11 protein-coding genes are annotated in these 12,483 nt (G+C 61.7%); 9 read left to right on the forward strand and 2 right to left on the reverse strand.

Features of this window, described 5'->3' with window-relative positions; translation table 11 throughout:
• From AC0L2A_RS26510 to AC0L2A_RS26520, 3 genes are all read left to right on the forward strand, one after another.
• Nucleotides 1-299: hypothetical protein (locus AC0L2A_RS26510; RefSeq protein ID WP_473611304.1), on the forward strand; the 299-nt coding region annotated here is incomplete at its 5' end.
• Between the two features lie 462 nt (nt 300-761).
• Nucleotides 762-1,772 (forward strand): phosphatase PAP2 family protein, encoded by a 1,011-nt coding sequence (locus AC0L2A_RS26515; RefSeq protein ID WP_473611306.1) that lies wholly within the window; start codon nt 762-764, stop codon nt 1,770-1,772.
• A gap of 494 nt (nt 1,773-2,266) precedes the next feature.
• Complete coding sequence (locus AC0L2A_RS26520; RefSeq protein ID WP_473611307.1) at nt 2,267-2,794, forward strand: YHS domain-containing (seleno)protein; 528 nt, start codon at nt 2,267-2,269, stop codon at nt 2,792-2,794.
• On the opposite strand, the gene AC0L2A_RS26525 is transcribed toward AC0L2A_RS26520, so the two are convergent.
• Entirely contained in the window at nt 2,791-4,704 is a 1,914-nt protein-coding gene (locus tag AC0L2A_RS26525) for an adenylate/guanylate cyclase domain-containing protein (protein ID WP_473611308.1), read from the reverse strand. The two genes, AC0L2A_RS26520 and AC0L2A_RS26525, sit on opposite strands and share 4 nt — an antisense overlap.
• Before the next feature lie 861 nt (nt 4,705-5,565).
• On the reverse strand, nt 5,566-6,207 hold the full coding sequence (locus tag AC0L2A_RS26530; protein WP_473611355.1) for a peroxiredoxin-like family protein: 642 nt from the start codon (nt 6,205-6,207) through the stop codon (nt 5,566-5,568).
• Nucleotides 6,208-6,800: 593 nt separating this feature from the next.
• On the opposite strand from AC0L2A_RS26530, the gene AC0L2A_RS26535 reads away from it, so the two are divergent.
• The 6 genes from AC0L2A_RS26535 (at nt 6,801) to AC0L2A_RS26560 (ending at nt 12,476) form a co-directional block, all read left to right on the forward strand.
• Nucleotides 6,801-7,145 (forward strand): ArsR/SmtB family transcription factor, encoded by a 345-nt coding sequence (locus AC0L2A_RS26535; protein ID WP_287222772.1) that lies wholly within the window; start codon nt 6,801-6,803, stop codon nt 7,143-7,145.
• Complete coding sequence (locus tag AC0L2A_RS26540) at nt 7,142-7,612, forward strand: SRPBCC family protein (protein WP_473525192.1); 471 nt, start codon at nt 7,142-7,144, stop codon at nt 7,610-7,612. The genes AC0L2A_RS26535 and AC0L2A_RS26540 overlap by 4 nt, the downstream gene beginning before the upstream one ends.
• A 350-nt stretch (nt 7,613-7,962) precedes the next feature.
• Nucleotides 7,963-9,018 carry a LacI family DNA-binding transcriptional regulator gene (locus tag AC0L2A_RS26545; RefSeq protein WP_473611310.1) on the forward strand — a complete coding sequence of 352 codons (1,056 nt, stop codon included), beginning with the start codon at nt 7,963-7,965 and terminating at the stop codon, nt 9,016-9,018.
• 58 nt (nt 9,019-9,076) lie between these two features.
• The gene (locus AC0L2A_RS26550; RefSeq protein ID WP_128169790.1) at nt 9,077-10,318 is read left to right on the forward strand and encodes an ABC transporter substrate-binding protein; all 1,242 of its coding nucleotides are present in this window, start codon (nt 9,077-9,079) and stop codon (nt 10,316-10,318) included.
• A gap of 377 nt (nt 10,319-10,695) precedes the next feature.
• The gene (locus AC0L2A_RS26555) at nt 10,696-11,619 is read left to right on the forward strand and encodes a carbohydrate ABC transporter permease (protein WP_091600506.1); all 924 of its coding nucleotides are present in this window, start codon (nt 10,696-10,698) and stop codon (nt 11,617-11,619) included.
• Nucleotides 11,619-12,476: a carbohydrate ABC transporter permease gene (locus AC0L2A_RS26560; protein WP_473611311.1), complete on the forward strand. Its 858-nt coding sequence runs from the start codon at nt 11,619-11,621 to the stop codon at nt 12,474-12,476. The genes AC0L2A_RS26555 and AC0L2A_RS26560 overlap by 1 nt, the downstream gene beginning before the upstream one ends.
• Nucleotides 12,477-12,483 lie beyond the last annotated feature (7 nt).

Genomic DNA, 12,483 nt, shown 5'->3' on the forward strand with positions numbered 1-12,483 from the left:
GCGCCAACCTCCACTGTCGCAAGAGGAGGTCGCGCCCGATCGAACCGACCCCCTCTGCCCTGCCGGGCATCTCCCCCACGAGGGCCACGAGGGGGAGATCGGCTGTCATCGGCGCCTTCGCCAATCACCAGCGTTGCACGATGAGCGCCAAGGCCCGAACTGCCGACCTCCTCTTGTTGGAGGAGATGGCCATCGCGGGCAAACAAGCACCGACCGCCCACCACCGCTTCGCGCTTCTCCCGCCGGTTGGAATTGGCGCCGGCGGCAGGTCGACTGAGAACAACGCTGCCGGGCTCTAACTTTTATCCTTTTACCCGGCAGCATCTCGGAGTATGATTTAGTCTTCACTAAAATAAAGGTTTGAAAACGGAAAAACTTCCGTCTTTGGGCGGGGGCACCTATGGGAGGCTCGCATGCTTAGCGGTTTTGGCAAGGCCTGCGCAGTAATCCTTTTTTCAGGGAACTGCGCTTTCGCCCAATCGGATTTGATAGAACCAGAGGCTGGAACGTGGAAGACGTGGGTAATCACGTCTGGCGAGGACTTCCGAGTCCCGCCGCCGCCTGACGCCTCCGCCGCAGCAGCCGAATTGGCACAGATGCGGGATCTCTTGGCGCAAAAGGATCCGGCTGCCGCCGACAAAATCACCTTCTGGGACGCCGGCTCGCCTGGGTACCGATGGATCGATCTGGTCAACAATCGCCTTCTCGAAAACCAGCAGATTCCAAATGCGCACCGCGTTTACTCCTATTTGACGATGGCGATGTATGACGCCACCATTGCTGCCTGGGACGCGAAGTACTTCTACAATCGGCCGCGCCCGAGCGAGGCGGATGCGACACTGGCGACTGCGCTGCCGCCGCCGCGGAGTCCCTCCTATCCATCCGAGCATGCCGCAGCCGCCGGAGCTGCCGCGACCGTTCTTTCTTATTTCTTTCCCGAAGAGACATCGTCGTTCAAGGCAATGGCCGAAGAAGCGGCACAGTCGCGTGTCCTTGCCGGTGTCCAGTTCCCAAGCGATTCTTCCGCCGGCCTGGAGTTGGGGCGCAGGATCGCAGAGCAGGTGATTGCGCGGGCAAAGGCCGATGGCTCCGATGCGGCGTGGACCGGCACTGTTCCGACCGGGCCGTGCATGTGGGTCGGGAACAAACCCGCCAATGTAAACATGCCAAACTGGAAGCCGATCCTGCTGGCGGCATCCGATGAATTCAGGCCGCCGGCGCCGCCCGACTGCCAGTCCGCGGCCGTAAAGGCCGAGATGGACGCGGTCCGACAGTTTGAGCGAAAATTCCCTAGCAGCTACAAAGCGTTCTACTGGCAAAGCCCATCCGGCCTGTTCACCGACTGGTATGATTATGCCAGCAAGTGGATGTTCGAGGACAAGACGGATACGAACCCGCCGCGTGCCGCGCGGGCTTACGCGATGCTCGCAACGGTCCATTACGACGCCTTCATTGCAAGCAACGACGGGAAGTACGCCTATTGGTACCTGCGGCCCAACATGCTTGACGCGAGCATCACTCCCCTGTTCGCGGTGCCGGCCCATCCCAGTTATCCGTCGAACCACTCCGCGCTCTCGACTGCCCGATGCGAGGTCCTGGCGTACCTGTTTCCCGGCCATGCGGAGTTCATCCGCGCCGTTGGCAAAGAGGCGGGTGATTCCCGCGTCTGGGCCGGCATCCACTATGAGATGGACAACAAGGCCGGTGCCGCACTCGGCAAAGCGGTCGCGGAGAAATTCATCGAGCGGGCGAGAAAGGACGGAGCTGACTAGCGGAAGGAGAGGACACCTGCTCGACCCGTTCGAAACCTTCTTTGCCGATCGCCGGTCGAGGCCAAAGGGTAGAACGGAACTTTGTTCGCCACGTATCAGAAAGTTGCAGGCGCCACGCGCCTCCATCTTCTGACGCTTTGTGGACCTGAAACGCAACAGGGCTTCCAAGTTGCCGTTCCCCTGCGCCCCGATCCGCTTCGGAGTCGACTCGTGACATTGGCTGCGTCCGGCGCAAAACGTCAGCAGGTGGCGCAATCGAGGCGACCCGTGCTTTTAACCGCTCTGCACGCGGAAGAAGCCGTTGGAGGACTAGGTTGGGTGGAGCAGTCCCTCAATGCGATGAGCACGAATGACCGCGATGCGGACTAAGCAGACGAAGAATGGAGCCCGGCGCCCCTGCAATGGGCGCCGGCCTCACCACACTCGCACTCCGAACATCTCCGAAACGTGTTGCGGCCGAGCGCTACAAGAGCGATAATTAGTGCCCGAACGGAATGACGCAGACGGTTTCGCTTGCCGCGGGGCTGGTAGCGGCCCGGGACGGTCAAATCAGGGAATTCGCCATGCACAATGTCTCTCGGCGAAATGCCATTCGCTTCGTTCTGGCGGTCACAGCCGCCCTGTTTGCGATCTCGATGCCCTCTTTTGCCACGGAAGCGGTTCCGCTTGCGATCAAGGGTTATGACCCGGTTGCCTATTTCACCATCGGAAGCCCCACGCGCGGGCTGCCGGAGATCGAGTACGAATGGGATGAGCACCGCTACCTCTTCGCGAACGCCGAGCATCGCGAGCTTTTCAAGGCCGATCCTGTTCGCTACGCGCCAGAGTTCGGAAATTTTTGTGCAATGGCGCTGGCCCTGGGCGAGCTCGACGAGGCCAACCCGGAGAACTGGCTGATCAGCGACGGAAAGCTTTATATTTTCGGCAAACCGGCCCCGATGGGACCCGCGCTCTTCCAGCAGGACCTTGCTGCGAACATCGCGAAGGCCAACCAGAACCGCGCGCTACTTCAAGGACATTAGCGGTTCATTCTCTCGGCCGGTGGCAGGTCGCCTGTGACGGGGTAGAGGCGGGCCTTGCGGAATCCGTCGCGCAGATGTTCGAGATCGCCAGAGCTTAGAAACTTGGTTCCGAACTCCTGCGGGTCGAAGGTTGGGTCGATGCGGCGTATCATCGTCACGACACGCGCGGCGTCCTCCGCTCGATCGACTTGTGCATAGGCGGCCGCTAGCAGGATACGGCTGAAGTTCGCGCCTGCGGTTGTTCGAAGACTAAGTTCCGCCTGTTCGATCGCCGCGTCGTAACGCCGTTTCAGATAGTAGGCCAGGCTCAGCGCAAAGCGATCGATCGCATTGAGATCGGGGTCGATACGCTGCGCCTGCTCCAAGGCCTCGATCGCCGCATCCGTCTGTCCCAGCCACAACAGGATGGTGCCGCGCCCGGCGAGGCCGTGAGCATCGTTCGGATTGATCGCAATGGCGCGCTCGATCTCAACCTCTGCCTGGTTGTATCTCTGACGAAAGAGGTGGATGTGGCCGAGAGTGATGCGCGCGCGCACGTCGGAATCATCAAGGCTCAGCGCCTTGATTGCCAGTTCCTCGGCACGGCTCAGGAAGGCGGTTGGCGATTCCGCCCAGCCCATCGAGCTGGCAATGTGATAGGTTTCGGCAAGTGCCGCATATGCAGCAGCGTAGCTCGGGTCAAGCTCGATGGCGCGTCTGAGCAGGGCGCGCGCCTCCACATTGTTTGCATGCGTCGGGCTCTGCAATGCCGGCCTGGCGCGCAGCACGTAATCATAGGCTGCGAGATTTTCGGTTGGCTTCGCGAACACCCGATTTTGTTCGATCTGGGTCACGCGAATCGCTAGGACTCTGACGATGCGAGTGACAATGTTGTCCTGCAGCGCGAACACGTCCGCCAGCGCCTCCTCGAAGCGTGCAGACCAAATCACCCGTCCCTGCCTTGTGTCGACGAGTTGCGCGATGACCCGCACGCGGTCGCCGGTCTGGCGGACGCTGCCTTCGACCAGATAGCTGACGGCGAGACCGCGGCCGATCTCCTCCGGGCTTGCGGGCTTTCCCTTGTAGGGGAAAACAGCGTTCCACGACATCACGGTCAGCGCGGAGAACCGACCCAGTGCGTTGATGATATCCTGCGTCAATCCATCCGCGAAATACTGACGAGCCGAATCGTCGCTCTGGTTCAGGAACGGGAGAATGGCGATCGCGGGTTTCGTGCTGACTTCAGCACTTTTTGTGAATTGATCGCCAGAGCGCAGAATGCTGAGAAATTTCCACTCAGAGCCAAGACCGGCCCACAGCGCGCCTACAATAAGCAAAATCATCAGAGCCAGAGCGGCGAACAATCCCCGGCGCCAGCCGGCGGGCGCCGGAGCGGCCGTGGCGTCGAGCCGCACGCGAAAGGCGCGCACCGGCCGAGCGATGTTCTTGAGCTTCTGTTCGCCGATATCCTCAAAGGCAATGTCGAGCTTGCCTTGCACGTCTTCCTGCACGCGGCCCGAGACGCAGATGCCGCCAGGCTCCGCGAGCCCCTCCAAGCGAGCCGCCACGTTGACGCCATCCCCGAAAATGTCGTCATCCTCGATGATGATGTCGCCGACATTGATGCCGACGCGGAACTCGATACGTTGTCCTGCCGGCACCGCGACATTGCGTTCCGCCATGCCGCGCTGGATCTCGACGGCGCAGCGCACGGCCTCGACCACACTCGCGAACTCGATCAGCATCCCATCGCCGGTGGTCTTGACAATCCGCCCGCGGTGTTCGTTGATCTTTCGGTCGACCAGAGCACGCCGATGCGCCTTCAGCTGGGCGAGCGTACCTTCCTCGTCGTTGCCCATCAGCCGGCTGTAGCCGGAGATGTCGGCCGCTAGAATGGCCGTAAGTCGCCGCTCTACATGCTCGGTTGACAATCCGGCTCTCCCCCGTGCGCTTCGGCCACCTTTTTCCGATAGCTCTGGGCTAAGCACTACGGAACCTAGGGCTCCGTAGTGCTTAGCCCAAGGAGCCCCCAATCGAAGGCGAGCGTCGCGCTCACCGCTGGGGCGGTGGAACCGCGAACGCTATGACCTGCTCGGGCCACACCCTCACCGATCTTTTGGCCCGCAACCACATCGGATCGAAAATGGACCCCGGCCCACATGCGCGCGTCGGCCGCCTGCTTGGCCGTCACGCTCCATCAGCGCGGAGTAGCCCACCACATCGGCAGCAAGAATGGCAGCAAGCTTGCGATCCACGACGGCATTCTTTAAGACCACCTATGCCCGAGGAATGCACCATAGCAGAAGTCGGAGGCATTGTATCGCCGCAAGGCCCTTTGCTGTGCATGCACCGGAAGGTCTGGAATGGGCTCAATTGAGCCGTTCATCGCCTGCACCGCAGATGACCCTTGGGGTCGGTTTCGGACGATAAGCGAAGGTCCGCTCCCGAAAAGCGTCGGGAATGTCTGGAAATGGCGCAATCGAAGCGACCCGTGCTTTTAACCGCTCTGCACGCGGAAGAAGCCGTTGGAGGACTAGGTTGGGTGGAAACTTGCCGTATGCGCGCCTGTCGGAACGACGTGATTGCGGCAAGGAGCGGACGTCGCCCCGCCTATGCGGCTTGCTCACTCTAGCGTCGGGGCGGTCCGCAGACCGTTGAATCGAAATCGCTACGAAGCCCACGGGCAGACCTTAGCCTCCTGCGCTGAGCATTTCGATGATTGTTAAATCCAAAGAATCACCACAGGACGGTGGCCGTCGAGCGAGTTTTCAGCAGCCCATTTCCGCAGCCTATTAATGTGCAACTTGGGAAGCTGCCGACATCAATTCCTCGGGATTCAGCGCTCTGAAGGTATTGAGGCCATCCTCCAGAACTTCAGTGAAGTTCCAGCGTACGATGCCCGCCCGGTCGATTAGGAACTGACCGACAAGCTGCGCCTGGCTGGAAGCCATCGCCTGCTGATCGACTTCCGTAATCTCATATCCTTCCTTCTTGTTAAGAAATTCATTCATTGCCATGACGTTCATAGGCTCGGGCAACTCGCCCGGGAGATGGAACGGTATCGCCATGACCGTGTCCATCCCGACCTCGCGCAAGCCGAAAGCACGGTGCGAGGCTCGCTCCGGGTCGGATGCGGCGAGAAGATCGGGTGCCGGGTGGTAACGGAAATAGAGCCGCGCCCGCTCGACCGGCGTATTGACCACAGCCAGGCATTCGACGCCTTTCACACGCAGGGCCGGCTTGAGTTGCGCCATCGCCGCGACATGGCGCCGGCAGAACGGACAGTGCAGGCCTCGGAACAAACCGATCAACAACGGGCTACGGCCTCGAAAATCATCGAGCGCGATCTTGCCTTCGCGTGAGATCGCATTGAGCACAACATTCGGTGCCCGGTCGCCCGGCTGCAGCGGGCGGTCAACACTACTCGTGGACATGGACAACCTCCTCGCCCCGGGGCCAGTCAGGGAAAGCAGCACACCCAGCGTTTCGGAGGCGATCAAGTGCTGGAGCGAAAGCTTCCTGTGCCAAGGCAATAGCTTTCGACCTCTGCCATATTGCCGAGGTCGAGATTACGCGCGTTGCAAGCCCATCATAACACGAAAAAGCATCTGCGGGCGCCGCCAAATGTGGTGAATTACCTTACGCGAGCGCACTCCCGAATGCTCTTGCGCTGAAGGTCAGGTTCCCGACCTCGATTTGGAGGTTCAAGTCTGCAACGCCCAAGGTCGTCAACGGGTCGGTTCGAGCCATTGCGCGAAGGGCAGGTTTGGAGAAGCGCCGCGAATGACAGGTTATGGCGCACGTGGGCGGTTGGTGCGTTCCGACTTCAGATTGCCTGATGAGGCTCGGCAAGGGCCGGCCTGGGTGGTGAGTCGACGCTCCGCGCGAACTCACGGAATGGCCGGGATGCGTACAGAATGGATATTGACGATGAAACGTCAGAGCGAGTCGGAGCGCGCCCCGGGCCCGTTGTCACCGACAGCCTTATTGTTTGCCAAGTGGTGAACTGAATGCTATAGTTCACCACATGGAAAACTGTAGCTTCTCTTTGGACACTGCATTTCACGCGCTCGCGGACTCGACCAGAAGGGCGGTGATCAGTCGTTTGATGAAGGGGCCGGCCCCGGTCAAGGAACTCGCTGAACCCTTCGACATGGGTCTCCCTGCATTCCTGAAGCATCTACGCGTGCTTGAGGAAAGCGGGTTGATAGCGACCGAAAAGAGCGGCCGTGTTCGAACTTGCCGGATACGGCCCAAGCACTTGTCGGAAGCAGAGACATGGCTTTCTGAGCAACGTGCACTCTGGCAGGCAGGCGCCGATCGGCTTGTCACCTATGTGGAAAACCAAATGACAGAGGACGATGACGAATGACTGCCGTTAACAATGAGCTATCCATCTCGCGCCTCATCAATGCCGCGCCGAGCAAGGTCTGGAAGGCGTGGAGCAAGCCCGAACATCTGGCGAGGTGGTGGATACCCCATCCAATCGAGTGCAAGGTCGTCAAGTTGGATCTGCGCCCTGGAGGTGGCTTCGAGACGCGGATGCGCGAGGGCAACGGAGACTTCAAGCCCCATGTCGAAGCCTGTTTCCTCGACATTGTTCCTGAGCAGCGTCTGGTGTGGACGACGACTCTCGGCGAGGGCTGGCGGCCGACAGAACCCTGGCTGGCACTGACAGCGATCATCACATTTGCAGCCGAAGGTAACGGCACCCACTATTCAGCCCGCGTGATGCACAAGAACGCCGCCGACAGCCGCAAGCACGAAGAAATGGGCTTTCAGGAGGGTTGGGGCACAACGATCGACCAGTTGGCGGCCTTCGTGGAGCATCTGGAATAAATCTGTCCTGAAGACCGCAAAGTGCGACCCATCCCGGAAAGACCGAGACGGGGCTCAATCAAGTCATTCATTGCACTGTCGCGAATGACGGCAAGGGGTCGGCTCGAGCCATTGCGCGAAGGGCAGGTTTGGAGAAGCGCCGCGAATGACAGGTTATGGCGCAAGGCAGTCATTTACGAACAACCGCGTCGCCTGCTTGTCATCCCCTCTTGCCATCCCCACCACCTTCCCCTAATCTCCCTCTGAGAAAACCTTTTCCCAAATCACCTTGCATCTGCTGACCTCACCAGTCGGCGTCTCGCAGGGTGATTAGAGAAAACCTTTTCCCAACCAAGGAATTCGCCGCGCCCATGGTTTCCGACGCCTCGCCAGCGCCCGCCAAAAACCCGGTCACCCTCCGTGAGGTGGCCGCTACCGCCGGCGTAAGCGTGGCCACGGCATCAAAAGCCCTCAACGGGCAGGGGCGGATGACGGCCGAGACCCGCGAGCGTATTCGCGAGACGGCGCAGCGGCTCGGCTTTCGCCCGAACAGCCTGGCCCAAAGCCTGTTGCGTCGGCGTTCGTTTACCGTCGGCCTGTTGACCAACGATACCTATGGCCGTTTTTCGTTGCCGGTCATGTCGGGCATTTCGGATGCGCTGGTCGACAAGGGCGTCTCGGTGTTTTTGTGCAATGTCGAGGACGACCAGCGCCTCGGCCAACTGCATGTCGATGCCATGCTCGACAAGCGCGTCGACGGCATCATCGCAACCGGCAAGCGCATCGATCGCCACCTGCCGGTCGACTTGTCCAATCTCGGCGTTCCCGTGATCTACGCCTTCACCCAGCCCGATCCCGGTGCCATCGCCTTTGTCTCTGATGATGCCGGCGGTGCGCGCCTGGCGGTCGAGCATTTTTGGCGGCTTGGCCGGCGGCGCATCGCCCATGTCAGCGGGCCGGCGAGTTTTGCGGTGGTGCACGCGCGGGCACAGGCCTATCGTGACGTGCTGACCGAGAAAGGCTTGCCGGTCATGGAACCATTGCTCGGATCGTGGTCGGAGGCGTGGGGTCACGAGGCGGTGAAGATGCTTTTCGACGGTAAGCTGTCGAAGCGCGGGGGCGAAAAGCCTGATGCCGTGTTTTGCGGCAACGACCAGATCGCGCGCGGCGTCATCGACGCGCTGCGCGAGCGCGGGCTTGGCGTGCCGGGCGATGTCGGCGTCATCGGTTTCGACAACTGGCAGATCGTCGCCGAGGCAACCCGCCCGCCGCTGACCTCCGTCGACATGAACCTGGCGGCACTCGGGCGCGAGGCCGGCCTCACCTTGCTTTCGCTCGTCGGCGGCGAACCCGCCGAGCCGGGCATAAGAAAACTGCCGTGCCGGCTGGTGGTGCGTCAGTCATGCGGCCGTCCACCGGACGGCTGAGATTAAGACGCCGTGCGGGGAGCGCGGCCGCAGGAAAGAAACCATGAGGAGGAGAACCATGAGAACTATGATTGCCGGGCTCGCTATTGCCGCGAGCATCCTGAGCTTTCCGTCCGCCGCCGCCGAGACCGCGAACATCTGGGTTCGCGCCGACGGCTCGAACTTCATGCCGCGCATCGTCGATGCCTTCAACAAGGGACATGAGAACCAGATCAAGCTGGACATCATCCCCAATGCCGAGATCATCCCGAAATACGGCGCTGCCGCCGCCGGCGGCACGGCGCCCGATGCGCTGTCGCTCGATCTGATCTACACGCCGTCCTTCGCCGCCGCCGGCCAGCTGGAAGACATCACCGACTGGGCGAAATCGCTGCCTTATTTCAACAGCCTGTCGCCGGCGCACGTCAAAACCGGCACCTACAAGGACCGCATCTACGGGCTGCCTTTCTCCGCCGATAGCTCGGTGCTGATCTGGAACAAGAAACTGTTCAAGCAGGCCGGCCTCGACCCTGAAAAGGGGCCGACCAACTGGGCCGAGATCGAGGCCTATGCCGAAAAGGTCAACGCGCTTGGCGGCGATATCAAAGGCTTCTATTTCTCCGGCAATTGCGGCGGCTGCAACATCTTCACCTTCACGCCGCTGATCTGGGCCTCGGGCGGCGACATCCTCACCGAGGACGGCTCGAAGGCGACGCTCGACAGCCCGCAGCTGCGCGGCGCCATCGATCTTTATCGGTCGATGGTCAAGAAGGACCTGGTGCCGGCAGGCGCGCAGACCGATACCGGCTCCAACTTCTTTGCGGCGTTTGCCGCCGGCAATATCGGCATCTCGCCGTCCGGCGCCTTCGCCATCGGCGCGCTGAACACGCAATACCCGGACATCGACTACGGCGTCACCTTCCTGCCTGGCAAGGATGGCGGCTGGTCGTCCTTTGCCGGCGGCGACAATTTCGTCGTCACCAAGGGCACCACCAAAATCGCTGTCGTGAAGGAGTTCCTCGATTTCGCCTATTCGCTCGAGGGCCAGACCATCCTGGCGAAATACGGCAGCCTTCCGGTGCGCGGCGACATCGCCAACGAGGCGTTGAAAGACCTGGACCCGCGCTACAAGATCGCCGCCGAGGCCATGGCCAAGGGCCGCACGCCCTATTCGGTGGTGTTCAACGACCTGATCAACTCCGCCAACGGTCCGTGGAACCAGATGGTCAACGAGGTCTTCTTCGGCGAGGACGTCAATGGCGCCATCGCCAATGCGCAGGAAACCATGCAGTCGATCATCGATTCGGCGCCGCAGCAGTAAGCGCCGGCTTACCTCCCCCTTGAGGGGAGGTCGGACCGCAGGTCCGGGTGGGGTCGTCGCGGCAGTGCTCGACGTTCTCTTTGCGTCGGCGCGCGTCAGAGGCGACCCCACCCCCGGCCTTCGGCCGGACCCTCCCCTCAAGGGGGAGGGGGACGCAGCGCTAACAGCAAGGCTATCGCATTGAGAAAAGACCCCCTCATCCGGCCGCTTCGCGGCCACCTTCTCCCCGCTGGGGAGAAGAGGCTGGCGTCAACGCTGGCGACCTCCTCTCCACTCGGGGAGAGGTCGGATTGCCCCGAATTGCCCTTTGCAATTCGGTTGGCAATCCGGGTGAGGGGGTTTTTTGCCGTTGCCCTGAACCCAGTGAGCGGCCAGCCATGACCTCCATCGCAGCAACCTCCGCACCCACCCGCCGCAAACTGGTCGGCGCCGGCCGCCGGCAGTGGGTCGGCCTGCTCTATGTCGCGCCGGCCGTCGCGCTGGTCGTCGTCTTCTTCATCATTCCGCTTGGCATGACGGCGTGGATGTCGCTGCACAACTGGCCGCTGATGGGCGCGCACTCGTTCATTGGCCTCGACAATTACTGGGCGATCCTGCGCGATACCAGGTTCTGGAACGCGCTCAAATTCACCGGCTACTATACGGTGATCGTCACCATCGCGATCTTCGTCGTCGCCTTTCCGCTGGCACTGTTCATCGAAAGGCCGCGGCCGCTGACCGGCTTCTACCGGACGTCGTTCTTCATGCCGGCCGTCATCGGTTTTGCCTCGGCCAGCCTGCTGTGGTCGTGGCTGCTCAATGTCGATTCCGGCCTGTTCAGCCCGGCCGCCTTCGAGCTCGGCCTGACCGAAAGGAAGGTCAACCTGCTGGCGACGTTCCAGCCGGCGTTCTGGTCGATCATTGCCATGGTCGTCTGGAAGGTGGCGGGTTTTACCATGATCATCCTGATGACCGGCCTGCAATCGATCCCGCCGGATCTGCAGGAGGCGGCGATGATCGACGGGGCAGGGCCGCTGGCGCGGTTTCGCGCCATCACCCTGCCGCTGATGCGCCGCACGCTGGCGCTGGCGCTGATCCTGTCGGTTGCCGGCTCGGTGCTCGCCTTCGACCAGTTCTACATCATCCTGCGCGGCGGACCGCGCAACCAGACGCTGACCGCCGTCTACTGGATTTTCAACCAGTCGTTCGTGTCGTTCAAGCTCGGCTACGGCGCCGCCCTGTCGATGGTCCTGCTGGTCATCCTGGTCGCTCTCAGCCTGATCCAGCTGCGGCTGCTGCGCCAACCGGAGGGCGTTGACTGATGGCGCAGGCAAGGAGCCGCAAACGCCGCATCGGCATGCAGATCGCCGAGCACGCGACGGGCATCGTCGCCTCGCTGCTGTTCCTGGCGCCGATCTTCTGGACCGTGCTTTCGGCCTTCAAGCCGGCAAAGGAATCGCGCCAGCCGCCGCTGCCGCCCTGGCCGACGACGGGTTTTTCGGTCGAGAATTATGCCACGCTCAACACCTTCGGCGACGGTCTCTGGCTGCCGGCGCAAAACAGCATCTATGTCTCGGTCATGACCGTGGTTTTGTCGGTGATCGTCAGCGTGCTGGCCGGCTACGGTTTTTCGCGCTTCCGCTTTCCGCTGAAGAACCTGCTCTTCGTCCTCATCCTGTCGACGATCATGATCCCGTTCCAGTCGATCCTGACGCCGATCTTCCTGGTGCTCACCAAGATCGGCCTGCACAACACGCTGACCGGGCTGGTCTGCGTCTATGTCACGCTGCAGCTGCCGTTCTCGATCTTCATGATGCGCAACGCCTTCGACGCGGTGCCGCGCGAGATCGAGGAGGCGGCGCGCATGGACGGCGCCAACAATGTCACCATGCTGCTGCGGGTGATGCTGCCGCTGGTCTGGCCGGGCATCGTCACCATCGCGCTGTTCGCGTTCCTCGGCGCCTGGAACGAGTTTCTGGCGGCGCTGGTGCTGATGACCGACCAGTCCAAATTCACGCTGCCGATCATGATGACGGCGCTGCAGTCGGGCCGCTTCGGCGCCATCGACTGGGGCGCGGTGCAGGCCGGCGTCACCGTGATGATGGTGCCATGCCTGGTGCTGTTCCTGCTGCTGCAGCGCTTCTACATCCGCGGCCTCATGGCAGGGGCCGTGAAGTGACCAATCG

The organism is Mesorhizobium sp. WSM4844 (genome assembly GCF_055811775.1).